Raw genomic sequence first — 25,368 nt, forward strand, 5'->3', positions numbered from 1 at the left:
AGCCGTCCGGCGATTGAGGACCGGGGTCAGGGCCGGGGTCAGGGCCGGGGTCCGGGGCGAAGCCCCGAAGCGGTCAGGCGCGGCGCGCCGCCGCGAAGTCGGCCGCCGTCCAGGCCATCCCGACCGCGCCGTCGAGCAGCGCCTGCTCGCCGCGGGGCGACACCGCCGCCTCGGCGAACTCCGCCTCGTGCGGGCCGCAGGCCCCGCCGCTGATGTCGAGCACCGGGTGGATCGACGGCACGACGTGCGAGACGTTCCCCATGTCCGTGCACGCGAAGGCGTCCCGCTGCAGCGGCTCGGGCCGGCCCAGCGCCCGGGCGTTGTCCTGCCAGAGCGCGACGAGCTGCGCGTCGGTGCGGAAGTCCAGGTAGTCGGGCTCGGGGCGGGTCAGTTCCACCTCGCAGCCGGTGGCCAGGGCGCCCGCGCGGAAGCACGCCTCGACGCGCTCGCGCAGCTCCCGCAGGTCCTCGGCGGCTGAGGCGCGGATCTCGTACTCGGCCGTGGCGCGGTCGGGGATCAGGTTGGGTGCCGTGCCGGCGCCCGTGGTCACCCCGTGCACCTTCCACTGCGGGGGCAGTTGCTGGCGCAGCAGCCCGAGGGCGACCTGGGCGACGGTGAGCGCGTCGGCGGCGTTGCGGCCCTCGTGCGGGTTGAGGCTCGGGTGGGCGGCCTTGCCGGTGAACGCGACGGAGAGCGTGCCGAGCGCGAACGAGCGGAACTCGGCGACCTCGAACGGGCACGGGTGCACCATCATCGCGGCGTCGACCCCTTCGAAGGCCCCCGCGTCCAGCATGAGGGCTTTGCCCGCGCCGCGCTCCTCCGCGGGCGTGCCCAGCACCCGTACCGTCAGCCCCAGTTCATCGGCGTGGGGCGCGAGCGCGAGGGCCGCGCCGAGGCCGGCCGCGGCTATCAGGTTGTGGCCGCAGGCGTGCCCGAGGCCGGGCAGGGCGTCGTACTCGCAGACGAGGGCCACCGTGACCGGCCCCGAACCCGCCGTCGCGGAGAAGGCGGTGCCGAGGCCGTACGCGGGCGCCGTCACGTCGAAGCCGTGCCCGCGCAGGAAGTCGGCGCACCAGCCGGCGGCGCGGTGCTCGGCGAAGGCCGTCTCGGGGTGCGCGTGGATGCGCCTGCTGAGCGACAGGAGGTCGTCGCGGTGGGCGAGTACGCGCTCGCGCAGGGCTGATTTGAGGCCGTCGGCCGCGGTCATGATCGGTACTCCTGTTCGTTCCCCACCCCGTGGTGGGAGACTCTCACGGTGAGGCAAAAAATAGCTTAGGCTTACCTAAGCTGACATACCGGGGGGTACCGGTGTGGCCAGATCGCTGTCATACAACGGGAGTCCCCACACCATGCGTCACCACGAGGCCGAGACGTCTCCTGTCGAGCTGCCGCTGCTCGCGGCCCAGGCCGGAATCCTGTACGCGCAGGAACTCGCCCCTGACAACCCGGTCTACAACACGGGTGACTGCGTGGAGATCCGGGGCGCCCTGGACGAGGAGCTCTTCGCCCGGGCCCTGCACCGCACCTCCGGCGAGGCGGAGACCCTCTCCCTGCTCGCCGTGCCGGCCGACCCCGCCGCCGACGACGCCGTCCCCGCCCAGCGCCTCGTCACCGGACAGGAACCGGCGCTCCACCGCCTCGACCTGCGCACCGCGGACGACCCGCGCGCCGAGGCCGAGTCCTGGATGCGCGCCGACCTCGACCGCCCGGCCGACCTCACCCGCGGCCCGCTGGTCACCCAGGCGCTCTTCCGCATCGACGACGAACTGCACTGGTGGTACCAGCGCGTCCACCACTTCGCCGTCGACGCCTACGCCCTGACCCTCATCGGCCGCCGCGTCGCCGAGGTCTACACCGCGCTCGCCGCCGGTGAGGAGCCCCCCGCCGCGGACTTCGCCCCCCTGCGCGAACTCACCGACGAGGAAGCCGCCTACCGCGCGAGCGCCCAGCACGCCACCGACCGCGACCACTGGTGCGCCCACCTCGGCGACCGGCCCGAGCCCGCCTCCCTCTCCGCCCGCCCCTTCGCTCCCGCGACGACCGTCCTGCGCCGCACCGCCGTCCTCCCCGCAGGCGCCCGCACCCGCCTGGAGAAGGCGGCCGCAGCCGCCAAGGGCAGCACCTGGGCCGAGCTCGTCATGGCCGCCACCGCCGGCTACGTGCACCGCATATCCGGCGCCCAGGACGTCCTCCTGGGCCTTCCGCTGAAGAACCGGCGCAGCCGCGCCGCCCTGCGCACCCCCGCCATGACCGTCAACGTCATGCCGCTGCGCCTCGCCGTCCGCCCCGGGGACACCGGCGCCGAACTGGTGCGCCGCGTCGTCCTCGCCGTGCGCGCCGCCGGCCGGCACCAGCGCTACCGCCTGGAGGACCTGCGCCGCGACCTCGGCCTCACCGGCAGCGACCGGCCGCTCTTCGGCCCCATGGTCAACATCAAGCCGTTCGAGGACGGCGGCCTGGACTTCGCGGGCCTGCCCGGCACCGTCCGCAACCTCGCGGCCGGGCCCGTCGACGACCTCGCCGTCACCGTCACCCCCGGTCCCGGCGACTCCCTCCTCCTCGGCCTCGACGCCAACCCCGGCCGCTACACCGCCGAGGAGCTCGCCGCCCACGAACGGGCCTTCCTGCGCTACCTCGACGCGCTGACCGACCTCCTCCTGACCGACCCCGACCGGCCCGTGGGCACCCTCGACCTGCTCGACGCCGACGGGATCCGCCGGGCCACCGCCGGCCGCACCGAGCCGCCCGCCGAGCACACCCTGCCCGGGCTCTTCAGCGCGCAGGCCGCCCGCACCCCCGGCGCCACGGCCGTCCGCAGCGGCGGCGAGAGCCTCACCTTCGCCGAACTCGAGGCCGCCGCCAACCGCCTGGCCCACGAGCTGACCGCCGCGGGCGTCACGGCCGAGACCCCCGTCGCCCTGGCCCTGCCCCGCAGCGCGTCGACCGTCGTCGCCCTGCTCGCCGTCCTCAAGGCGGGCGGCGTCTGCCAGCCCCTCGACCTCGGGCACCCCGCCCAGCGCATCACCGCCGTCCTCGACGACGCCCGGCCCGGCTGCCTCGTCGGCACCGCCGACGCCGTGCGCGCACTGCCCCCGCACGCCATCCCCACCCTGCTCCTGGACGACCCGGAGACCCGCGCCCGCATCGACGCCCGCCCGGCGACCGCACCCGCCGCGCCCACGCTCCGTCAGGCCGCGTACATCATCCACACCTCCGGCTCCACCGGCCGCCCCAAGGGCGTCGTCGTCACCCACGCCTCGCTGGCCAACCTGCACGCCGGGCACGGCAGCGACCACATCGCCCCCGCCGTGGCCCGCACCGGCCGCGACCGCCTGCGCATCGGCCACAGCGCCTCCTTCGCCTTCGACGCCTCCTGGGACCCGCTGATCTGGCTGGTCCACGGCCACGAGCTGCACCTGCTGGACGACGCCGGCTACCGCGACCCCGCCGCCCTCGCCGGCTACGTCCACGACGAGCGCCTCGACTACCTCGACGTCACCCCCTCCTACGCCGAAGCCCTCCTCGCCGAAGGGCTGCTGGACGAGGGCCGGCACCACCCGGCCGTCGTCGTCGTGGGCGGCGAGACCGTGCCCGAGCCGCTCTGGCGGCGCCTGGCCGGCACCGAGGGCCTGGGCCCCGTCAACCTCTACGGCCCCACCGAGACCACCGTCGACGCCTACTACTGGCTGGCCGGCGAGGACGGCACCCCCCAGGGCAGACCCGTCCGCGGCTCCCGCGCCTACGTGCTCGACTCCTCCCTGCGCCCCGCGCCCGACGGCGTCACCGGCGAGCTGTACATCGCCGGGGCCTGCCTGGCCCGCGGCTACCTCGGCCGCCCCGACCTCACCGCCGAGCGCTTCACCGCCGACCCCTTCGGCGCCCTCCACGGCGAGCCCGGCGCCGCCATGTACCGCACCGGCGACCTGGTGCGCCGCCGCCCCGACGGCACCCTCGAATTCCTCGGCCGCGCCGACGACCAGGTCAAGATCCGCGGCTTCCGCATCGAACTCGGCGAGATCCAGGCCGCGCTGGCCGCCCACCCCGCGGTCTCCCAGGCCGCCGTGATCGCCCGCGACACCGCCCACGGCAAGCGCCTCCTGGGCTACGCCGTCCCCGCCGAGGGCACCGGCCCGGCCGCCCTCGACACCGAAGCCCTGCGCGCCCACCTCGCCGGACAGCTGCCCGCCCACATGGTGCCCGCCGCGATCCTCGCCCTGGACGCCCTGCCCCGCACCGCCAACGACAAGCTCGACCACCGCGCCCTGCCCGACCCCGAGCCCACCGCCGGCCCGGCCGCCCGCGAGCCCCGCACCCCGCAGGAGGCCGCGCTCTGCGGCCTCTTCCAGGACGTCCTCGGCCTGGACGCCCCGCCGTCCCCCGACGCCGACTTCTTCGCCCTGGGCGGTCACTCCCTGCTGGCCGGCCGTATCGCCGCCCGCATCCGCGAGAGCGCAGGCGAGGGCTTCGGCCTCGCCGACGTCTTCCGCAACCCCACCCCCGCCGCCCTCGCCGCCCTCCTGAGCAGCACCCCCGGCGGCCCGGCCGACGAGCGCCCCGCCCTCGTGGCCGTGCCGCGCACGGAGCGGATGCCGCTCTCCCCGGCCCAGAAGCGGCTGTGGTTCATGCACCGGCTCGAAGGCCCCAGCCCCACGTACAACATCCCCCTGCTCCTCAACCTCACCGGCCCGCTCGACCGGGACGCTCTGCGCCTGGCCCTGCGCGACCTCACCGAGCGTCACGAAACACTCCGGACCGTATACCCGGCCACTGACAACGAGCCCTACCAGCGGATCCTGACGGCCGACGACGCGTACCCCGAGCTCCACACCGCCCCGCTGACAGCCGACGTCACCGCCGCCGTCCGGCACTGCTTCGACCTGGCCGCCGAACCCCCGCTGCGCGTGACCCTGTTCGGCGACGGCGGGACGGAGCACACCCTGCTCCTCCTCCTGCACCACATCGCCGGCGACGGCGCCTCCACCACGCCCCTCGCCCGCGACCTCGCCGCCGCCTACACCGCACGTGCCGCGGGCCGGGCCCCCGAACTCGCGCCGCTGCCCGTCCAGTACGCCGACCACACGGCCTGGCAGCAGGAGCTCCTCGGCACCGCCGACGCCCCCACCGCGCTCGCCGACCGCCAGATGGAGCACTGGAAGCAGGCCCTCGCCGGCCTGCCCGACCAGCTCGAACTCCCCACCGACCGGCCGCGCCCGGCCGTCGCCTCCTACGCCGGCGACACCGTGCCGTTCCACCTCGGCGCGGACGCGCACGCCGCCGTCGAGACGCTCGCCCGCACCACGGGCACCAGCGTCTTCATGGTCGTCCAGGCCGCCCTCGCGACCCTGCTGACCCGCTACGGCTGCGGCACCGACATCCCGCTCGGCACCCCCGTGGCGGGCCGCGACGACGACGCGACCGCAGGCCTCGTCGGCTTCTTCGTCAACACCCTCGTCCTGCGCGCGGACACCTCCGGCGACCCCGCCTTCCGCACGCTGCTGGAGCGCGTCCGCACCGCCACGCTCGGCGCCTACGAGCACGGCGACCTGCCCTTCGACCGGCTCGTCGAGGAGCTCAACCCGCCGCGCTCGCTGGCCCGGCACCCCCTCTTCCAGGTGATGCTCGCCTGGCAGTCCCTGCCCGACGCGACGTTCGCCATGGGCCCGGGCCTGACCGCCGCGATGACGGCCACGCCGTCCGGCACCGCCAAGTTCGACCTCACCCTGAACGCGGGGGAGCAGCCCGGCGGCGGCATCGCAGGCTTCCTGGAGTTCCGCACCGACCTCTTCGACCGCGCGACCGCCGAGCGCCTCTCGGCCCACCTGACCCGCCTGCTGGCCGCTGCCGCCGCCGACCCCGACACGCCCGTCGGCCTGCTGCCGATGCTCGGCGACGACGAGCGCCACCGCCTGCTCGTCGAGTGGAACACCGGCACCCCGGCCCCCGCGCCCTCGAAGCAGACCCTCGTGGAGCTCTACGAGGACGCCGCCCGCCGCCACCCCGGCCGCACCGCCGTCACGTGCGACGGCGCGTCGCTGGACTACGCCGGGCTGTCCGCCCGCGCCAACCGCCTCGCCCGGCTGCTCGCCGCGCGCGGCATCGGCCCCGGCTCGATCGTCGCGCTCGCCCTGCCGCGCTCCCTGGAGCTGGTGACCGGCCTGCTGGCCGTCGCCAAGGCCGGCGCCGCCTACCTCCCGATGGACCCCGACTACCCGGCCGACCGCCTGGCGTACATGCTGCAGGACGCCGCGCCCGCCGCCGTCGTCACCGACACCGCCACGGCGGCCCGCATCCCCGCGCACGACCTGCCCGTCGTGCTCGTCGACGGCGCGGAGGCCGAGGCCTACGAGGCCGCGGACCTGGCCCCGGAGGAGCGCGTCCGGCCCGTGGGCCCGGACGACGTCGCCTACGTCATCTACACCTCCGGCTCCACCGGCCGCCCCAAGGGCGTCCCCGTCACCCACCACAACGTCGTCCGGCTGTTCACCGCCACCGACCAGTGGTTCGGCTTCGACCACACCGACGTCTGGACGCTCTTCCACTCCTACGCCTTCGACTTCTCCGTGTGGGAGATGTGGGGCGCCCTGCTGCACGGCGGCCGCCTCGTCGTCGTGCCCCACCTCGTCAGCCGCGACCCGGCCGCCTTCCTGCGCCTGCTCGCCGCGGAGAGCGTCACCGTCCTCAACCAGACGCCCTCGGCCTTCTACCAGCTGATGGCCGCCGACAAGGAGAACCCGGGCAGCGACCTGGCCCTGCGCTACGTCGTCTTCGGCGGCGAGGCCCTCGAACTGGCTCGCCTCGCCGACTGGTACGAGCGCCACGCCGAGGACGCGCCCACGCTCGTCAACATGTACGGCATCACCGAGACGACCGTGCACGTGTCGTACATCGCCCTGGACCGGGAGAAGGCCGCGGCCGGCGCCTCCAGCACCATCGGCGTCAACATCCCCGACCTGCGCGTCTACGTCCTCGACCCGTACCTGCAGCCCGTGCCGCCCGGCGTCACCGGCGAGATGTACGTCGCCGGCGAGGGCCTGGCCCGCGGCTACCTGGGCCGGCACGCCCTCACGGCGGAACGTTTCGTCGCCGACCCCTACGCCGCCCTCTTCGGCGAGAGCGGCACCCGCATGTACCGCTCCGGCGACCTCGCCCGCCGCCGCCCCGACGGCAACCTCGACTACTTCGGCCGCGCCGACCACCAGGTCAAGATCCGCGGCTTCCGCATCGAGCTCGGCGAGATCGAGGGCGTCCTCGCCGACCACCCCGGCGTCGCCGACGCGGCCGTCGTCGTCCGCGAGGACACCCCCGGCGACAAGCGCCTCGTCGCCTACGCCGTCCCGGCCCGCGAGATCACCCCTGCCGCGCTGCGCGAGCACGCCGCCGGCGAACTGCCCGTCCACATGGTGCCCTCGGCCGTCGTCCTCCTCGACCGGCTGCCGCTGACCGCCAACGGCAAGCTCGACCGCAAGGCCCTCCCGGCCCCCGACCTCGCCGCCGCCGTCACCGAGGGCCGCGCCCCCCGCGGGCCCCGCGAGGAACAGCTCTGCGCGATCTTCGCCGACGTCCTGGGCCTGCCCCGGGTCGGCGTCGACGACAACTTCTTCGACCTCGGCGGCCACTCGCTGCTCGCCGTGCGCCTCGCCGGACGCGTCAAGGACGCCCTCGGCGCCGACGTCGGCATCGGCACCATCTTCCAGGCGCCGACCGTAGCCGCCCTGGACGCCGCACTCGACGCCTCGGAGCGGACCGACGCGCTGGACGTCCTGCTGCCGCTGCGCCCGGCCGCGCCCGGCGACAAGGCCCCGCTGTACTGCGTCCACCCCGCCGGCGGCCTCAGCTGGTGCTACGCGGGCCTGATCCGCCACCTGCCCGCCGACGTGCCGATCTACGGCATGCAGGCCCAGGGCGTCGGCCCGGCCACCGCCGCGCAGCCGCTGCCGCAGACCCTGGAGGAGCTCGCCGCGCACTACGTCGACCGGCTCCGCGAGGTCCAGCCGCAGGGCCCCTACCGCCTCCTCGGCTGGTCCACCGGCGGCATCATCGCCCAGGCCATGGCCACCCGCCTGCAGGACCTGGGGCAGGAGGTCGAGCTGCTGGCCATCCTCGACGCCTACCCCGCCGAGGGCTTCCGCGAGCTGCCCGTGCCCGACCAGGCCGAGGCGCTCGAAGCGCTCCTCGCCATGGGCGGCTACGGCCCGGACAGCCTGGAGGGCAAGCCCTTCGAACTCGCCCACGTCACCGACGTGCTGCGCCGCGAGGGCTCCCCGCTGGCCAGCCTCGACGACGCCACCATCGAGGCCCTCAACCGCACCTACCTCAACACCAACCACCTGGTGCGCGCCTTCGACCACCGGGCGTACGAGGGCGACGTGCTCTTCTTCCGGGCCACCGTCGACACCATCGACGACGAGCTCACCCCCGAGACCTGGACCCCGTACGTGACCGGGCGCATCGACAACACGGACGTCGCCTGCTCGCACAAGGACATGACCCTGCCCGAACCGATCGCGCACATCGCGAGCGTGATCGCCGACCGTCTGCAGAACCTGGAGAACTGACCCCATGAGCGACGCACCCGCCAACCCCTTCGACGGCGACGGCCCGTTCCTCGTCCTCGTGAACGCCGAGGGCCGGCACAGCCTCTGGCCGGGTTTCGCCGCCGTGCCGGACGGCTGGACCGTCGTCCACGGCCCCTGCGAGCGGCAGCAGGCCGTCGACTGGATCACCGAGAACTGGACCGACCTGGCCCCGGCGGCCCAGGGGTGAAGGGCATGAACCCGCGCGTCGCCGTCGTGATCGTGTACACGGCGGCGATGTGCATGAACGGCCTCGACTCCACCATCGTCAACCCGGCGCTGCTCACCATCGCCCGGGACTTCGGCGAACCCGTCTCCGCCGCCAACACCGTCGAGGTCGCCTTCCTGGTGGCGCTCGCCGTCGCCCTGCCGGTCGCCGGCTGGCTCGGCGACCGCTTCGGCACCAAGAAGGTCTTCCTCGGCTCGCTGGCCGTCTTCACGGCGGCCTCGGCGGTCTGCGGCCTGGCCCAGGACCTGCCGACCCTGGTCCTCGCCCGCGTCGTGCAGGGCCTCGCGGGCGGCCTGCTCACCCCGGTCGGCATGACGCTGCTCTTCCGCGCCTTCCCGCCGCACGAGCGGATGAAGCTGTCGAAGGTCCTCATCGTGCCGACCGCCCTGATGCCGGCCCTCGGGCCGCCGCTGGGCGGCTTCCTGACCGAGCACTTCTCCTGGCACTGGCTGTTCTTCGTCAACGTGCCGATCGGCGCGGCGGCGGTGCTGCTGGGCGTGGTGGGGCTGCGCGAGGAGAAGGAGGAGGCGGAGGACGGCGCCGCCCCGTTCGACGTCCCCGGCTTCCTGCTGGCCACCCCCGCGCTCGGCCTGCTCACGTACGCGCTGGGCTTCGGCCCCGCGCACGGCTGGACCTCGCCGTCCGTCGCCGTGGCCGGCCCGCTCGGGCTCGTCCTGCTCGTGGCCGGGTGCGTCCACCTGCTCCGGGCGAAAACCCCGCTGCTGGAGCTGCGGCTGCTCGCGGACAAGGTGTTCGCCTCGGCCACGGCGCTCGCCCTGGTCACCTCGGCCGGCCTGATGGGCGTCCTCTTCGCGTTCCCGCTGCTCTACCAGGCGGCGCTCGGGGCCTCGGCCCTGGACGCGGGCCTGAGCGTCTTCCCCGAGGCGCTCGGCCTGATGCTGGCCTCGCAGGTCGCCGACCGGCTGATGCCGAAGCTCGGCCCGCGGCTGCTCGCCGTGCCCGCCCTGGTCCTGGCCACGGGCGTGTTCGGCGCGCTGGCCGTGCCGGGCGTCGCGGAGAACGCCTGGGCGGTGCGGGCGCTGATGTTCTGCGTCGGCCTCGTGCTCGGCACGGCCGTGCTGACCGTCCAGATCGCCGGGTTCGCGGACGTCCCGCCCCCGGCCATGGGCCAGGCGATGGGCCTGTTCACCATCGTGCGCACGCTGGGCGGCGCGCTCGGCATCGCCGCGACGGCCGCGGTGATCGCGGCCTCCGGCGGCTCGCACGGACAGGACACGGACCCCGGCCCCTACCGGGCGGCGATCCTGGTCACGGCGGGCCTGGTCGCCCTCGGCGCGCTCGTCGCGCTGCGGATGCCCAAGGACGCCCCCGCGCCGCCGCCGTTCGACGACGAGCCGCGGGACGAGGAGATACAGGCCGCGGCCTGACGCACGGGCTGGCCCGGCGGGGCCGTGGTCGGACTGCGCTGCGGCCCGGGACGGCACCGCCGGACAGCTGCGTCGTGGTACCTCGCCGTTGCGGCGGACTTTTCTTTCCGCCGCAACGGCGTTGCACCACGGCAGTGAGGGTTCGGCGGAATGCGTGACCGCCGCAACGACGCGTGCGTCGTGAGCCGCCGGGCAGGCCTACCTTGGTGCCAGCAGGGCCGCCAGCCCCGCGGCGAGCCCCCCGCGCCAGCAGGCGTAGTCGTGGCCCCCGTTGAACTCGCCGTAGGCGACGTCGTAGCCCCGGGCCTCCAGCACGTTGCGCAGGTGGCGGTTCTGCGGGAGGAGCATCCACTCCTGCAGGCCCACCTCCACGCGGAGGCGGACGGGCAGCTTCTCGCTCACCGCGAACTGCCGGGTCAGCCACTCGCTGCCGCCGTCGAACTCCGTCCCGTCCGGCCACCAGAAGGAGCCGGACTGGGAGAGGGCGTTGCCGAACCGCTCCGGCCGCCGGAACGCGGCGAACGCGGCCGTCAGCCCGCCCGCGCTCTGCCCCGCCACGACCGTGCGCGCCGGGTCGCCCGTGGCCCCGTGGGCCTGCGCGGCCCACGACAGCAGGACGTCGGCCAGCCAGTCGACGAACCCCTCGCTGCAGCTGAGGTCCTCCATGCGGCGGGCACGGCCCATGGTGTCCACCATCAGCGTGACCGCCGGCGGGACGCGCCCGTCCGCGTACAGGTTGTCCAGGGCGGTGCCGAAGTCCAGGACCGGCCCCCACATCTCGCCGTCCAGCAGCACGACGACGGGGTACGGGCCGCCGTCCGCCCGGTGCCCGGCGGGCAGGTGGACGTGGACGCGCCGCCCGTCGACCACGGCGTCGGCCCGCGCGCCGCGCGCCGTCCCCGGCCGGGCGGCGGCCCACTCCTGGACCGGGGCGTCCGGGAGCGCCATCACCGACGACGGGTTCCGCCCGTCGCGCGAGGGCAGCTCCGGGAGCGCGCTGAGCGGGTCGGGCACGGCGGAGTCCAGGACGTGCAGCCACGCCTTGCGGTCCGCGCGCAGCGTCTCCTCGCGCGGACCGCGGGCCACGAAGAACTGGTACGACGCCCGGTGGTCGGCCCGCAGCCGGTGGCTGATGGCCCAGACGTCCGTGCCCTCCACCTTGCCCATGAGGTGCGGCGCGAGGTCGCCCGCGTGCCGGTCCTTGTCGGTGACGGTGTGCAGGAGGGCGAGCACGTCGGAGGCGGGCCGGTCGGGCTCGTCACGCCAGAGGAAGGTGACGAGCCGCCAGGCGGGGTCGCCTTCGGGGTCGGGTTCCACGAGGGGCGTGCCCTTGGTGGCGGCGTGCCGCCAGAAGGTGCCGAGGGCGTCGGGTATGCGGTGGCGCACGGCGGCGGCGAGGTCGCGGAGGAGGGGGCTCTGCGGTTCCATGGGCTTCCTTGTCTCAGGCAGGCGAAACGAGGCTGGGACTGGGCATCAATCGATCCCGTCCGGCGATCGGGGACCGGGGTCCGGGGCGGAGCCCCGGGAACGACTACACCCGCGTCGCCGCCGACCGCCCCAGCAGCACCCACAGCAGGAACGGCCCGCCGAGAACGGTGCTGACGATCCCGACGGGAATCTCCGCCCCGTCGAGCGCGACCCGCCCCACGGTGTCCGCCAGGACGACGAGCGTGGCCCCGACCAGCATGGAGCCCAGCACAGGCACCCGCAGCGGCCCGGCCAGCCGCCCCGCGATCACGGGCGAGGCGAGGGCGATGAAGCCGACCGGCCCGCAGATGCCCACCGCGAGGCCGGCGAGGCCGACCGCGAGCAGCATGCACACCAGCCGCACCCGGCCCGGCGCGACGCCGAGCGAGGCGGCGGTGGAGTCGTCGAACCGCAGCACGTTGAGGTGGCGGGCGACGACCAGGGCGAGCGGCACCAGGACGGCCAGGCCGATGAGGACCGGCATGGCCACGGAGTAGCTGCGGCCGTTGAGGCTGCCGGACGTCCACACGTACAGCGAACTGGCCGAGTTCAGGGAGCGGCGGGAGAGGACGACCTGGGTGATCGCCGAGGCGAGCGCCGACATGGCGAGGCCCACGACGAGGACGCGGTAACCGCGCTGGCCCAGGCCGCCGGAGACGGTGGTGACGACGAGCACGGCGGCGAGCGCGCCGAGCGGGCCCGCCCACCACGCGCCGAACGTGCCGCTGAGGGTGGCGGACAGCAGGACGGCGGCGGTCGCGCCGTCGTTGACGCCGAGCAGTTCGGGCGTGGCGAGCCGGTTGCGGGCGAGGGTCTGCGTGAGGCAGCCGGCGAGGCCGAGGGCCGCGCCCGCGGCGAGCCCTGCCACGATCCGGCCGAGCCGGAACTTCTGCACGAGCAGGACGTCGAACCGGTCGCCCGACCCGAAGACGGCGTTGAACGTACGGCTCAGGCTCATCTCGCTCTGCCCGGCGTACGCGGAGAGGACGACCGCGCCGACGAGCAGGGCGGCGAGGGCGAAGGCCGCGACGGCGGCCCGGCGCGGCACGAGCAGCGACAGGGAGCCGCTGCGGACGACGAGGGTGTCGGCGCCGCCGTCCTCTCCCTTGCGGGGACGGGGCAGCCGGGCTCCGACACCGCGCCCGCCCTTCGGGCTCTCCTCCGCGGCGGGGTCGGTCATGCCCATCGAGGCCATCCGCCGTGAGCGGACGATGGCGATGAGAACGGGGGCGCCGAAGAGGGCGATGATGACGGAGACGGGCGCCTCGAACGGCCGGGAGACCACGCGGGCGAGGACGTCGGAGCCGGTCAGCACGCCCGCGCCGATGAGGCCGGCGAGCACGATCTGGGCGGTGAGGCGCGGTCCGGTGACGGCCCGTGCGAGGAACCCGGCGAGCAGGCCGAGGAAGGAGATGGGTCCGACGAGCGCCACGGACGCGGCGGTGAGCAGGGTGACGGCCACGGCCACGACGACGCGGATGACGCCGGGCCGGTGGCCCAGCCCCTTGGCGAGGTCGTCGCCGAGCGCGAGCGCGGACAGCGGGCGGGCGATCAGCAGTGCGACGACGAATCCGGCGGCGAGGACGGGCACCAGGCTGCCGAGCTTCGTGAAGCCCTCGACGCCCGCGAGCGAGCCCAGGACCCAGAAGCGGAAGCGGTCGTAGGTCTCGGCGGAGTTGACGATGAGCACGCTGGTGATGCCGCCGAAGGTGGCTCCGAGCGCGGAGCCGGCGAGCACCAGCCGCATCGGGGAACCGCCGCCGCGGCGGCTCGCGATGAGCAGCACCAGCGCACTGGCCAGGACGGCGCCGCCGAAGGCCCACAGGAGGTAGCCGTAGCCGCTGCTCACGCCGAGGAAGGCGATGCCGACGACGACACCGAGCGAGGCACCGGCGTTCACGCCGAGCAGGCCGGTCTCGGCCAGGGGATTGCGGGTGACGGCCTGCAACAGGCAGCCCGCGGTGCCGAGCGCGGCGCCGACGGCCAGTGCGGTGAGCGTCCGGGGCAGCCGCAGGTCGCCGACGACCAGCGAGAGCCGGGAGCTGTCGCGGGCCCCGTTCCGCCCGAGGACGTAGTCCAGCACGTCCCCGGCCCCGACCTCGCCCGCCCCGACGGACAGGGAGAGGGCGGACAGCACGAGGACCCCCACCACGAGGAGGGCCGAGGCGGTCAGGACGGCCCGGTTGCCGTGCACACGCCCCGCCGGGGCCTGTTGGCCGGCGGGCTGCACCTCCGGGGGGCCCACTTGCGACACAGTCATAAGGTAAGGCTAGCCTAAGGAGTTTGTGTTTCCGCAGGCGAGGCGGTGTCCGTCGTCCCCTGCGGAAGCGGAACGCCGCAGCGCAGGTTCCACCGGCCCGCGCGCCCCGACAGTTCCGTCACCGACAGCGGCAGCACATCGAGGCGCCAGAACGTCTGCGGCGGCAGGGCCAGGGCGTGGACCAGTGCGGCGCGGACCACCGCCGGAGCGGCGACGGCCAGCACCCTGCCGTCCTCCAGGCCGTCGAGCCAGGCGCCTACCCGGGCGACGGCGTCCCGCACCGACTCGCCGCCGTGCGGCGCCGCACCAGGGTCCGTCAGCCAGGCGGCCAGGGCCCGGGGTTCGTCCGTGCCGACCTCGGCGAGCGGGCGGCCGCGCCAGCGGCCCGGATCGAGGTCGCGCAGCGCCGGCTCGGGACGGGCCGCGGCCAGGCCGAGGGCCGCCGCGCTCTCGGTGCAGCGGGCCGACGGCGCGGTCAGCACCCGCCCGGCGGCCGGCAGCGAACCGGCCGCCGCCCTCGTGCGGCGCAGCCCCGCCGCGCCGAGCGGCCCGTCGTCGCCGAACCGGGCCTCGTGCGCAGGGGTGTCGGCGGCGGGTGAGATCAGCATCACACGGACGGTCACGGTGGTCCTCGTCCCCCTCTGTCAACGGGTGGCGTCTGCCGCGAATCAGCAGATCACGGGCGCCGCCGGAGCCGCGCGCCGGGGTGAGCATCCGCACGCCGTAGCGCAGGTCACCCGCGCGCGGTACGGTCGCGTGGCAATGACGACGGTGTGACGGAAGCCCGGTGAGATCCCGGCACGGTCGCGCCACTGTGTACCCGGCGGAGCCCCCGCAGGGAAGTCAGACCCCGCACTGTCGTCCTAGGCCCCAATGATCGGGACGCGTGTTCCCCAGGAGGTTCTGCCATGGCCCAGTCCGCCGCCCCCGCCGCCGGTTCGTCCGCGATACCCGCGGTCGCCCCCATCTCGCTCAAGCAGATCGCCCCGTGGGCGCTCTTCGTGGGCATCCTCATGCTGGTCCTGCTCTACTTCGTCGGCGCCGAGCAGGGCGCCACCTCCCTCATCGCCGGCGAGAACGTGCACGAGTGGGTCCACGACGGGCGCCACCTGCTCGGCTTCCCCTGCCACTGACGAGCCACCAGGGGAACCACCGTGAACTCGATCTCCGTCAGAGCCCTGCTCGTCCGCGGCATGCTCGCGGGCCTCGTCGCCGGCGTCCTGGCCCTCGCCGTCGCCTACTTCCTCGGCGAGCCCCACGTGGACTCCGCCATCGCCTTCGAGGAGGCCCACAGCCCCCACGACCACGGTGAGGGCGGTGAGGACCCGGTCAGCCGCACCATGCAGTCCACGGCCGGGCTGGCCACCGGCATCCTCGTCTACGGCGTCGCGATCGGCGGCATCGCTGCGCTGGTCTTCTGCGTCACCCTGGGCCGCATCGGCCGCTTCGGCCCGCGGGCCACGGCCGCGCTGGTCTCGCTCGGCGCGCTCCTGGCCGTCTACGTGGTGCCGTTCCTGAAGTACCCGGCCAACCCGCCCTCCGTCGGCGACCCCGACTCCCTCGACAAGCGCACCGCGCTGTTCTTCCTGATGATCGCGCTCAGCATCCTGCTGTCGGTCGGCGCGGTAATCCTCGGCAAGCGCCTCGCGCCCCGGCTGGGCAACTGGAACGCGACGGTCGCGGCGGGGGCGGCCTTCGTGATCGCCGTCGGCCTGGCCTACGCCTTCCTGCCCTCGGTCAACGAACTGCCCGACGACTTCCCGGCGGGCCTGCTGTGGAAGTTCCGCCTGTCGGCCCTGGCGGTGCAGGTCCTGCTGTGGACCGGCTTCGGCCTCGTCTTCGGCCACCTGGCCGAACGGCTCCTGGCCCCGCGGGCCGGTGCGCCGGACAAGGCCCGGGCGGCGGCACAGGCGGGCTGATCCCCCGCCGGCGCCCCCGCCGCACCCTCACGAGAAGAGCCCGCCCGGGCCACCGGGCGGGCTCTTCCCATGCCCCCTCCGGCGCCGCTCCCGAGGGCCCTCCCCGTGCCGCCCCGCACGCCCCGTCAGCCTCATAAGTCCCGCTCACCCGTTAGTGGTTCGGATTTCTTTCCGCGCACGGGCTGGTGCGACGATGCCGCTCGCCCCGACCACCGACAGCCTGGGAATGGAGCCTTGATGCAGCGACGTGGGGGAGAGCAGGACCGCCGCCGGGGAGCGTGGGGAGCGCCACTGGCGGCGACGGTGACGGCGACGGCCGCGGCCCTCGCCGCCGCCCTCCCGGCACCGGCCGCGCACGCCGCGCACGGCCCGTCGGTCGACGCGAAGGGCGCCTACCTGATGGACGCCGCCTCCGCGCGCCCGCTGTGGGCCAAGGACGCGACCGTCAAGCGGCCCATGGCCAGCACCACGAAGATCATGACCGCGGTGGTGGTGCTGGACACCCCGGGGGTGAACCTGGAGCGGCAGATCGAGATTAAGCAGTCCTACCGCGACTACGTCCAGCGGACCGGCGCGAGCACGGCGGACCTGCGCACCGGCGACAAGCTCACGGCGCGTCAGCTCCTGTACGCGCTGATGCTCCCCTCCGGCTGCGACGCCGCCTACGCCCTCGCCGACGCCTTCGGCACGGGACCCGACGAGGCGGCCCGCACGAAGTCGTTCGTCGCCAAGATGAACGCCAAGGCCCGGCAGCTGAAGCTGCGCGGCACCAACTACGACTCCTTCGACGGCATCTCCTCCGCGGGCAGGAACTACTCCACCCCCCGGGACCTGGCCGAGCTCTCCCGGCACGCCCTGCGCAGCGCCACCTTCCGCACCGTCGTCTCCGCGCTGAACACCCAGCAGAAGGCGAAGAACGTCAACCGGCTGTACACCTGGTACAACACCAACAAGCTGCTCGGCTCGTACCGGGGCGTGACGGGGATCAAGACCGGGACCACCACGGCTTCCGGGCCCTGCCTGGTGTTCGCCGCGCGGCAGGGCGGGCGGAGCGTCGTCGGGGTCGTCCTCAACGACGCAGCGAACCGCTACCCGGACGCCGCCGAGATGCTCGACTACGCTTTCAAGAAGCGCACGCCCCTGAAGCTGCGCCGGCTTCCCTCCGCGGCGCACGACGACTGACCGCACGCCGCCCGCTGCGCACGTCCTGCGGGCCACCGCACCGCCGAGCCCGGACCCCCGCCGAGGGGTCCGGGCTCGCGTTGTACCAACTACCGCGAAGCAGCGGTCACTTATACCTGAACGAGTGAACAGTCTGCAGGGAACTGCGGGTTGGCGAACTTTCCCGCGGGCCGGGGCGGCTAGAGTCCTCCTGTCCGGAAACGGGCACCGGAAGGCCGCGGAAACCCCGACGGCGTCGGACAGGTCACCGTCCGCCGGGGTCCCGTCCACCACCCCTCAGTCCGACTCCCCGGCACGTCGCCGCGTACCGCAGCCGCGGCGTGCTCCTCGGCCATGCCCTTGGCACGGATCGGTTCACCGACGCGTCTCGCCGCCAAGCACCAGCGCCCTCCTGCCCGCACCCGCCGGCCCGCCCCACCGTCCTCAGGAGGCTTCATGTCCCGCCCCGCGTCCCCCGCGGCGTCTCCCCCCACGTCCGTGACCGGCCCGCGAGCCTACCGCGTGCCGGAGGCACGGTGACGCCCTTCGCGCGGCGCCCGCCGCGCCCGATCCCCGTGTCGGAGAGCGAAGTCCTGCTGTTCGGTGGCGCCTTGCGGCACGACAAGGCCTTCGTCAACCACGAACGGCCGCTGCTGCGGCTGTCGTTCTGGTCGATGGCCCGTCAGCTTCCGGCCATGGTCGCCACCGTCACCCGGGCCGCCTGGTGCGAGGACCGCCCGGCGCTGCTCGCGCTCGTCGGCGCCGAGCTGGGCCAGGGGCTGACGCGCGCCTTCGGGCTGGTCGCCGCCAACCGCGCGCTGACCGCCCTCTTCACCGCCGGACCCACCACCGAGCGGCTGCGCGAGGCCCTGCCGTCGCTGCTGGCGGTCACCTCGGTCGCCGCCGCCACCGCGCTGCTCTCGGCGGTCTCCGTGGCGGCCGCCGGGCAGCTGGAGCCGAAGGTGGAGCGGGTGTGCACCGCACGCTTCTACCGCGGCGCGGTCCGCGTGGAGCTCGCGGTCCTGGAGGACAAGGACTTCCACCGCCTGCTCGACGCAGGCCGGTTCGGCACCGACTCGGTCCGGCTGATGATCGGCTCGTCGGTCACCGTCGTCAACGCCGTCGTGGGGCTGGCCGCCTCCGCCGGGGTGCTCGCCCTGCTGCACCCGTCCCTGGTGCCCATGCTGCTGCTCGTGGCCGCCCCCAAGGGCTGGGGCGCGGTCGTCACCGCCCGGCGGCAGTACGCCTCCCGGCACGCCTGGATCGAGCACCGGCGCGCCATCTCCGTCATCACCTCCACGCTCACCGGCCTCGACACCGCCGCCGAGATCCGGGTGCACGGCGCGGGCCGCATGCTCGTCGGCGCCTACGACGACATGGCCGCCACCGTGGAGAAGGAGCAGCAGCGCCTGGCCCGCGCCGAGGCGGTCACGCGCACCGCCGCTTCCGCGCTCTCGGGGACCGCCGCGCTCGTCGTCTACGGAGCGCTGTGGCTGCTGCTGGCCTCGGGCGGCATGCCGCTGGCCGTCGCCGGCACAGCGGTGATCGCCGTCCGGGCCGCCGGCGCGAGCCTCACCGCGCTGGTGACCCAGGTCAACCGGCTCTACGAGGAGGCCATGTACCTCAGCGACCTGGAGCGCGCCTGCGTGGAGGCGGAGCGGCACGCCATCCCCGAGGGCGGCACGCCGATGGCGCCGGGCGTGAAGGAGATCCGGCTGGAGAAGGTCACCTTCGTCTATCCCGGGGCCCCGGCACCCGCGCTCAGCGAGGTCAGCCTGACCGTCCCGCCGGGCAAGGTCGTCGCGCTGGTCGGTGCGAACGGCTCCGGCAAGACCACCCTGTCCAAGCTCGTCGCCGGGCTGTACCTGCCGACCTCCGGGCAGCTGTACTGGAACGGGGTCGAGATCCGCGACGCCGACCGCGACCTGCTCTTCGACCAGGTCGCCGTGCTGTCCCAGGACTTCCCCCGCTGGCCCATGACGGCCCGCGCCAACATCCACATCGGCCGCCCGGGGACGCCGCCGGACCAGGACCGGATCGAGCGGGCCGCCGCCGAGTCCGGTGCCACCGGCGTCGTCGACTCGCTGCCGCACCAGTGGGACAGCCTCGTGGTCAAGGGCTTCGAGCGCGGCACCCAGATCTCCGGCGGTCAGTGGCAGCGCCTGGGCAGCGCCCGCGCCCGCTACCGCCGCGCGCCCCTGCTGATCGTCGACGAGCCGACCTCGGCCCTGGACCCCAAGGCGGAGGCGGAGGCGTTCCAGTCGCTGCGGTCGCTGACCGACGGCGGCACGACCGTCCTGCTGATCACCCACCGGCTCGCCGCGACCGCGACCGCCGACCTCATCTACGTCCTCGACAACGGCCGGGTGGTGGGGGAGGGGACGCACGAGGAGCTGATGGCCGTCGACGGCGGCCTGTACCGGTCGATGTACGAGCTCCAGGCCGCCCAGTACGGCTTCGGCGCGCCCCAGGCCGCCGCTCCCGGCCAGGCTCCGGCTTCCGCCCAGACCGCCGCTTCCGCTTCCGCCCATACCCCTGCCCATGCCGCCTCCGACCCCGCCCCGCGCAAGAGTTCGCCGCATGCACAGCCCGCCCAGACCTGAGGACAGGGCGGTGTCCGCTCCGCCCGCTCCGCCCGTGCCTCCGCCGGACCCGTTGAGTCCGCTGGCGAGCACCTTGCGCGATGTTCTGGGGTGCCTGGGTGTGATCACGGCCGCGGTTCTCATCTCCGTCCTGTGCGTGCATCTCGGCCAGGCCTTTCCGGGGCTGGCCGCCAAGTGAGTAGAGGAACGCCGTAACCGCCCCCGGGGTTACGGGCCCGAGCCGTATCGAATTCCAGGACGCCTTGCGGGGCTGCCGATTTCTGTGTGGATCACGCCGCCTCCTGTGTTTAGCGGGAGGCGGCTGCCGGGAAAAACGGGGTGAATTCACGGTTCCGGGCAAGTGCCGGGTACGGCCCATTTCACTGTATTGAGCAAGTGTCTACAGGCGTCCGGGGGTTGTGGCTTCCCACCCACCCCGGTCACCTGGGCCTCCGTTCGGACGGGAAAACCGGGGAACGGTTGTCCGACGCGGAGTCTGGCGGACTCGGGTGGCGCCTCCTACCATTCGAACGCTCCCCGTCCCCAGGGGTCGTTCGGATGCGGGGCGTGGCATGTCCATGCCCTAGCGATCCGCGCTCTCACTCATTCCGGTCCGGCGTCCTCCGGGTCCCGGCCCGAAATGAAGCCGCTCATTCGAGGACAACCGATTGGAGAGCCATGCCCGGCGCCCTTATCGCAGGAGCCGCGCTCGCGGCACTGTTCGCCTCGCCGATATCCACGTACGACGCCTCGGTCATCGTCAGCCCGCCACCGGACAAGATCGTGATCGAGATCGCCACGGTCAACGGCTCCGGCTGCCCCGCGGGGACGGCCGCGGTGGCCGTCTCGCCCGACAACACGGCCTTCACGGTCACCTACAGCGACTACCTCGCCCAGGTCGGCGTCGGGTCCAAGCCGACCGACTTCCGCAAGAACTGCCAGCTCAACCTGATCGTGCACGTACCGCAGGGCTTCACCTACGCCATCGCCAGCGCGGACTACCGCGGCTACGCGAAGCTGGAGTCCGGGGCGACCGGCACCCAGAAGGCCTCGTACTACTTCCAGGGGTCCTCCACGACCACGCCGAGCTCCCACGTCTTCCGCGGCTCCTACGCGGACAACTGGCAGGCCACCGACCGCGTCGACGTGGCCGCACTGGTCTGGGCCCCCTGCGGCGAGAAGCGCAACTTCAACATCAACACCGAGCTGCGGGTCAACGCGGGCTCCTCCGACCCGTCCAAGACCAACAGCTTCATGACCATGGACTCCACCGACGGTGACATCAACACCATCTACCACCTGGCCTGGAAGGAGTGCCCGAGAAAGTAGCGGCCCGTCCGCCACGAGGGCGCAGGGGCCGGCGGGGCCGCGGAACGACGCGGGCCCGCCGGCCGGTGGGCGCCCCCCCGCCGGTCCACCGGGCCACAGCGTGAATTTATGCCGTACTCACCGGCTCCCACCTGCGGTGATCGCACTCCGCACGGAACTCGTGACCAACAGGGTATAGACCTCTGGCGAAAAGCAGGCGACTGTGGGGGGAACCACACAGCGAAGTCCCACGGCCCGCACGGCTTCCCAGGACCGTCACGGCGCCGCGGACGAGCTCTCGTCCAGCGCCCTTCGCGCTCACCCGATTGCACTTGAGCCACATGTTTGCAACCAGTCGCGACACCGCGAGTCCCTTGCATTCGGCTGACGCCGTCATCAGCGCCACCGACCCGGTCGCCCTCCGGGCCTCCTCCCCGCGGAAGCTCCCCGGTCCCTGGGGCCACCAGATCCCCCTGTGCATGCACAGCCCGCTCGCCCGGCGGCAGCACCACGCCCTCGCGTCCCCCCACGCCACGCAGGCCGTCTCCCTCCCGGCGACGGAGCGCTCCGCCGCGGCCGCGCGCCGGTTCTGCCGGCGGCTGCTGTCCGAGTGGGGCCTGGACGAGCTGGCCGGGGACACCACCCTCCTGCTCTCGGAGCTCGTCACCAACGCCGTCCTGCACGTCCCGGAGACGCCCGAGGGCATCCGGCTCGTGCTGAGCCGGGGCCAGCGCCACCTCGTCGCCCAGGTCACCGACGCCGGCGGGCACCTGCCGCGGTGCAACGAGGCCGGGCCCGACAGCGAGAACGGGCGCGGGATGTGGCTCGTCGAGCAGATCGCCGCCCAGTGGGGCCACCACGCCTCCGGCAACGGCAAGACCGTCTGGTTCACCCTCCGCCTCCCCTAGCGCCCCCGGCCCGGGAGGCGCCTCTCGTACCGCCCTCGCACCGCCACTGGTCCGGACCTGTGAACCCGCAGCCGGCGCGCCCCGCCCCGCGGGCTGCGCACCCACCGGTTTCGGAGAGACCATGGAAGTCGTTGCGGCAACACGGCGGCGCGAGGACGGGTGGGCCGGTCCGGCCGGCACGGGGCCGCCGCACCACCCCCCGGCGGGCGGAAGGAGGTCCTCGATGGGCGCGACCGATGCATTCCGGGCCCGGCCCGTCCAGCCCGCCGACCGCCCGGCCCTCGTCCCCGGGGGCCTGCTGGACGTCCTGGGCGTGGCCGCCGGAGTGCTGGACCGCGAGGGCCGGATCGTGCTGTGGAGCCCGCAGGCCGAGCAGCTCTTCGGCTGGAGCGCGGCCGAGGCCCTCGGGCAGTACGCGGCCCGGCTGCTGGTCGCCGAGGACGACGTCGGCGCGGTGCTGGAGCTGTTCGCGGAGGTCATGCGCGAGGGAGAGACGTTCGCCGTGGTCTTCCCCGCGCGGCACAAGGACGGCGGCACCCGGCTGGTCGAGTTCCGCAACGTGCGCCTGGAGGACCGGCACGGCGACTTCTACGCCCTCGGCATCGCCACGGACCGGGAGGTCCTGCGCGGGGTCGAGCGGGACCTCGCCCTGTCGCTGCGGCTCGTCGAGCAGTCCCCGATCGGCCTCGCCGTCTTCGACACCGAGCTGCGGTACGTCCTGGTCAACCCCGCCCTGGAGCGCCTCCACGGCCTGCCCGCCGCGGCCTGCGTGGGCCGCACCGTCCGCGAGGCCCTGCCCCACGCGGACGCCGACGCGATCGAGGGCGCCATGCGCCGGGTCCTGGCGACCGGCACCCCGCTGCTGGACGAGCTGAGGATCGGCCGGGCCGGCGGGTCCGCCACGGACGAAGAGGCCCAGCTCGTCTCCTACTACCGGCTGGAGGACCCGGGCGGCAGCGTCCTGGGCGTCGCCACGTCGGCCGTGGACGTCACCGACCGTCACCGGGCCAACAAGGAGGACCGCCGCCGCACCGCCCTGATCGCCGACGCCTCCGTGCTGATCGGCACCACGCTCGAACTGGAGCAGACCGCGCGCGAGCTCGCCGAGGTCGTGGTTCCCCGGCTGGCCGACGTGGCGGCCGTCGACATCCTCGACACCGTCGTCGACGGCGACCGCACCGCCGCCCCGGACGGGCAGCCCGCCGTCTTCCGGGCGCTGGCCGTCGCCGCGGCGGGCGGGGCGGAGTCCTCGTCCGTCGCCGACGCCGTGCGGGCGGCCGACCCGCCCGGGCAGATCGCCAAGTACGACCCCGACCGGCTGGTCGCGCGCTGCGTGCGCACCGGCCGTCCGGTCAGGGTGTCGCACGTGCGCGCCGAGGACCTGCCGGGCATCGCCCGCGACGACGAGGCTGCCCGGCTGCTCGCCCGCGCCGGCCTGCACTCCTACATGGCCGTGCCGCTCATCGCCCGCGGCGAGGTGCTCGGCGCCCTCGACCTCAAGCGCCTCACCGACCCGCGCCCCTTCGACGAGGCCGACGCCGCCCTCGCCGCCGAGCTCGCCGCCCGCGCCGCCGTCTCCATCGACAACGCCCGCTGGTACCAGCGCGAGCGCGCCACCGCCCTCACGCTGCAGCGCTCCCTGCTGCCCCAGCGGCCCCAGGACCCCAAGGGCCTGGAGATCGCCTACCGCTACCAGCCCGCCGGCACCGCCAGCAGGGTCGGCGGCGACTGGTTCGACGTCGTCCCGCAGGACGGGGACAAGAGCGCCCTGGTCGTCGGCGACGTCATGGGCAGCGGCATCAACGCCGCGGCCGCCATGGGACAGCTGCGCACCGCCGCCCGCACCCTCGCCCAGCTCGGCCTCGACCCCGCCCGGGTGCTGCGCCACCTCGACCGCACCGCCAGTGGTCTCGACCAGATGATCGCCACGTGCCTGTACACCGTCTACGACCCGCAGGGCGGCACCTGCTGCGTGGCCAACGCCGGGCACCTCCCGCCCGTCGTCCTGCGCCCGGGCCGCCCCCCGGCCCTCGTCGACCTCCCCGCCGGCGCCCCGCTCGGCGTCGGCGGCATCCCCTTCGAGAACACGGCCGTCGACCTCAAGCCCGGCGACCGCCTCGTCCTCTACACCGACGGCCTGGTGGAGACCCGCGACGAGTCCATCGACACCCGCCTCGAAGCCCTCCTGACCGTCCTGGCCGACGCCCCCGAAGGCCTGGAGGAAACCTGCGACCTCCTCCTGACGTCCCTGCGCTCCGGCAACGACCAGGACGACGTGGCCCTCCTCATCGCCCGCGCCGTCCCGCCGGACCCTGCAGCCCCGCAACCGTGACCGGAAGCTCCGTCAGCGCGTGCGACCGGAAGGAAGGCCGCCACCGCAGCGCGCCGGCGGGCACGGCGAGCGCGATGCCCGGCAGGCGGCGCAGCAGCGTGGCCAGGGCGATCCGGATCTCCATCCGGGCCAGCGCGGCGCCCAGGCAGTAGTGCATGCCCTGGCCGAGCGCCAGGTGGGCCTTGTCCTCGCGGTGGATGTCGAAGCGGTCCGGATCCGGGTAACGGGCCGGATCCCGGTGGGCCGAGGCGAGGCAGAGCAGCACGGTGTCGCCCTGCGGTATCAGGACGCCCCCGATCGCGACCGGTTCGACCGGGAAGCGCCGGACGGCCATCTGATTGGGGTGGCCGTGACGCAGCAGCTCCTCGACGGCGCCCGGCCACAGCGCCGGGTCCGCGCGCACCTCGTCCAGCTGGCCGGGGTGCCCGAGCAGGGTCAGCAGACCGCCGCTGATCAGGTGCTGGGTGTTCTCGGTGCCCGCCATGAGGACGAGGAAGGCGAGGGAGACCAGTTCGTCCTCGCCGAGCCGGTCGCCCTCGTCGCGCGCGGCGATCAGAGCGGACAGCAGGTCGTCCCCGGGCGCGGCCCTGCGCGCCGCGACCAGGTCCAGCAGGAAGCGGTGGATGCGCTCCACCGCCTCCCCGGCCCGGGCCGGGTGCTCGGGCGCGAACATGGTGGTCACGTCCGCGGCGAACGGCTTCCTTCCGGCCTCCGGCACGCAGAAGAGGTCGCCGATGACGGTCAGCGGCAGCGGTGCGGCGAACTCCGCGACCAGGTCGGCGCTTCCGTCCGCGGCGATGCGCGCGGCGAGCGCACCGGCGAGCCGGTCCGCCGCGGCCTGGACGCGCCCGTTCAGCTCCGCCACGCGCCGCGGCGTGAAGCCCTGGGAGACCAGGCGGCGCAGCCTCAGGTGGTCGGCCGCGTCGATGTTGAGCAGGTTGGCGTCCAGGGCGGGCGGCAGGGCGAAGCCCTTGAAACCGGTGCCGGAGTGCGCCTTGTTCACCGACAGCCGCGGGTCGGTGAGGGCGGCCCGCACGTCGGCCTCGCGGGTGACGAGCCAGACGGGCGAGCCGTCGGGAAGGGCGATCCGGTGCACGGGGCCCGCCGCCCGCAGGCGCGCGTGGACGGGGTGGGGGTCGGCGAAGAACGCGGCGTCGAACGGGCGCGGGAGGGCGGCGGTGCCGGTGGTACCGGTGCTGTCGGCGGTGTCCATCGTCCGAGCGTAGGACGGGTGCAGGACG

At 74.4% G+C, this 25,368-nt stretch carries 15 protein-coding genes; 10 read left to right on the forward strand and 5 right to left on the reverse strand.

The features are described 5' to 3' along the window. Positions 1-73: 73 nt before the first annotated feature. Positions 74-1,207 carry a M20 family metallopeptidase gene (locus AS857_RS09500; protein ID WP_079110197.1) on the reverse strand — a complete coding sequence of 378 codons (1,134 nt, stop codon included), beginning with the start codon at positions 1,205-1,207 and terminating at the stop codon, positions 74-76. 142 nt (positions 1,208-1,349) lie between these two features. On the opposite strand from AS857_RS09500, the gene AS857_RS09505 reads away from it, so the two are divergent. Genes AS857_RS09505 through AS857_RS09515 form a run of 3 tightly spaced genes read left to right on the forward strand, consistent with a single transcriptional unit; the run spans position 1,350 to position 10,190 of the window. Beyond that, positions 1,350-8,555: an amino acid adenylation domain-containing protein gene (locus tag AS857_RS09505; protein WP_058042683.1), complete on the forward strand. Its 7,206-nt coding sequence runs from the start codon at positions 1,350-1,352 to the stop codon at positions 8,553-8,555. A gap of 4 nt (positions 8,556-8,559) precedes the next feature. Next, positions 8,560-8,763, forward strand: a complete 204-nt coding sequence (locus AS857_RS09510; RefSeq protein WP_058042684.1) for an MbtH family protein — start codon at positions 8,560-8,562, stop codon at positions 8,761-8,763. 5 nt (positions 8,764-8,768) lie between these two features. Next, the gene (locus tag AS857_RS09515) at positions 8,769-10,190 is read left to right on the forward strand and encodes a DHA2 family efflux MFS transporter permease subunit (RefSeq protein WP_058044029.1); all 1,422 of its coding nucleotides are present in this window, start codon (positions 8,769-8,771) and stop codon (positions 10,188-10,190) included. Between the two features lie 198 nt (positions 10,191-10,388). Here the strand turns inward: AS857_RS09515 and fes are convergent, their stop codons facing one another. The 3 genes from fes to AS857_RS09530 all read right to left on the reverse strand — a co-directional run bounded on the left by fes (position 10,389) and on the right by AS857_RS09530 (position 14,540). After that, the gene (gene fes, locus AS857_RS09520) at positions 10,389-11,618 is read right to left on the reverse strand and encodes an enterochelin esterase (protein WP_058042685.1); all 1,230 of its coding nucleotides are present in this window, start codon (positions 11,616-11,618) and stop codon (positions 10,389-10,391) included. A gap of 103 nt (positions 11,619-11,721) precedes the next feature. Further along, the gene (gene fhuB, locus AS857_RS09525) at positions 11,722-13,917 is read right to left on the reverse strand and encodes a Fe(3+)-hydroxamate ABC transporter permease FhuB (protein WP_058042686.1); all 2,196 of its coding nucleotides are present in this window, start codon (positions 13,915-13,917) and stop codon (positions 11,722-11,724) included. 14 nt (positions 13,918-13,931) lie between these two features. Then, the gene (locus tag AS857_RS09530) at positions 13,932-14,540 is read right to left on the reverse strand and encodes a histidine phosphatase family protein (protein ID WP_058042687.1); all 609 of its coding nucleotides are present in this window, start codon (positions 14,538-14,540) and stop codon (positions 13,932-13,934) included. 285 nt (positions 14,541-14,825) lie between these two features. Here AS857_RS09530 and AS857_RS09535 point away from each other — a divergent pair, with 285 nt between their 5' ends. From AS857_RS09535 to AS857_RS09565, 7 genes are all read left to right on the forward strand, one after another. After that, a complete protein-coding gene (locus AS857_RS09535; RefSeq protein WP_058042688.1) occupies positions 14,826-15,050 on the forward strand; it encodes a CbtB domain-containing protein in 225 nt (74 codons plus the stop codon). 21 nt (positions 15,051-15,071) lie between these two features. Then, the gene (locus AS857_RS09540; protein ID WP_058042689.1) at positions 15,072-15,836 is read left to right on the forward strand and encodes a CbtA family protein; all 765 of its coding nucleotides are present in this window, start codon (positions 15,072-15,074) and stop codon (positions 15,834-15,836) included. Positions 15,837-16,073: 237 nt separating this feature from the next. Next, a complete protein-coding gene (locus tag AS857_RS09545; protein WP_079110198.1) occupies positions 16,074-17,018 on the forward strand; it encodes a D-alanyl-D-alanine carboxypeptidase family protein in 945 nt (314 codons plus the stop codon). 515 nt (positions 17,019-17,533) lie between these two features. Beyond that, positions 17,534-19,600, forward strand: a complete 2,067-nt coding sequence (locus tag AS857_RS09550) for an ABC transporter ATP-binding protein (RefSeq protein WP_063804215.1) — start codon at positions 17,534-17,536, stop codon at positions 19,598-19,600. A gap of 657 nt (positions 19,601-20,257) precedes the next feature. Then, on the forward strand, positions 20,258-20,908 hold the full coding sequence (locus AS857_RS09555; RefSeq protein ID WP_058042690.1) for a DUF4360 domain-containing protein: 651 nt from the start codon (positions 20,258-20,260) through the stop codon (positions 20,906-20,908). A gap of 353 nt (positions 20,909-21,261) precedes the next feature. Then, positions 21,262-21,795 carry an ATP-binding protein gene (locus AS857_RS09560; protein WP_058042691.1) on the forward strand — a complete coding sequence of 178 codons (534 nt, stop codon included), beginning with the start codon at positions 21,262-21,264 and terminating at the stop codon, positions 21,793-21,795. Positions 21,796-22,018: 223 nt separating this feature from the next. After that, on the forward strand, positions 22,019-24,127 hold the full coding sequence (locus AS857_RS09565; RefSeq protein ID WP_058042692.1) for a SpoIIE family protein phosphatase: 2,109 nt from the start codon (positions 22,019-22,021) through the stop codon (positions 24,125-24,127). Here AS857_RS09565 and AS857_RS09570 read toward each other — a convergent pair. After that, positions 24,081-25,340: a cytochrome P450 family protein gene (locus AS857_RS09570; RefSeq protein WP_058042693.1), complete on the reverse strand. Its 1,260-nt coding sequence runs from the start codon at positions 25,338-25,340 to the stop codon at positions 24,081-24,083. The two genes, AS857_RS09565 and AS857_RS09570, sit on opposite strands and share 47 nt — an antisense overlap. Positions 25,341-25,368 lie beyond the last annotated feature (28 nt).

The organism is Streptomyces roseifaciens (assembly GCF_001445655.1).
Lineage (GTDB): Bacteria > Actinomycetota > Actinomycetes > Streptomycetales > Streptomycetaceae > Streptomyces > Streptomyces aureoversilis.

Bases quoted from the DNA above. Each gene is read 5' to 3' on its own strand.
- AS857_RS09500 (WP_079110197.1), bottom strand. From the start codon at position 1,207: ATGACCGCGGCCGACGGCCTCAAATCAGCCCTGCGCGAGCGCGTACTC.
- AS857_RS09505 (WP_058042683.1), top strand. From the start codon at position 1,350: ATGCGTCACCACGAGGCCGAGACGTCTCCTGTCGAGCTGCCGCTGCTC.
- AS857_RS09510 (WP_058042684.1), top strand. From the start codon at position 8,560: ATGAGCGACGCACCCGCCAACCCCTTCGACGGCGACGGCCCGTTCCTC.
- AS857_RS09515 (WP_058044029.1), top strand. From the start codon at position 8,769: ATGAACCCGCGCGTCGCCGTCGTGATCGTGTACACGGCGGCGATGTGC.
- fes (WP_058042685.1), bottom strand. From the start codon at position 11,618: ATGGAACCGCAGAGCCCCCTCCTCCGCGACCTCGCCGCCGCCGTGCGC.
- fhuB (WP_058042686.1), bottom strand. From the start codon at position 13,917: ATGACTGTGTCGCAAGTGGGCCCCCCGGAGGTGCAGCCCGCCGGCCAA.
- AS857_RS09535 (WP_058042688.1), top strand. From the start codon at position 14,826: ATGGCCCAGTCCGCCGCCCCCGCCGCCGGTTCGTCCGCGATACCCGCG.
- AS857_RS09545 (WP_079110198.1), top strand. From the start codon at position 16,074: ATGCAGCGACGTGGGGGAGAGCAGGACCGCCGCCGGGGAGCGTGGGGA.
- AS857_RS09555 (WP_058042690.1), top strand. From the start codon at position 20,258: ATGCCCGGCGCCCTTATCGCAGGAGCCGCGCTCGCGGCACTGTTCGCC.
- AS857_RS09565 (WP_058042692.1), top strand. From the start codon at position 22,019: ATGGGCGCGACCGATGCATTCCGGGCCCGGCCCGTCCAGCCCGCCGAC.
- AS857_RS09570 (WP_058042693.1), bottom strand. From the start codon at position 25,340: ATGGACACCGCCGACAGCACCGGTACCACCGGCACCGCCGCCCTCCCG.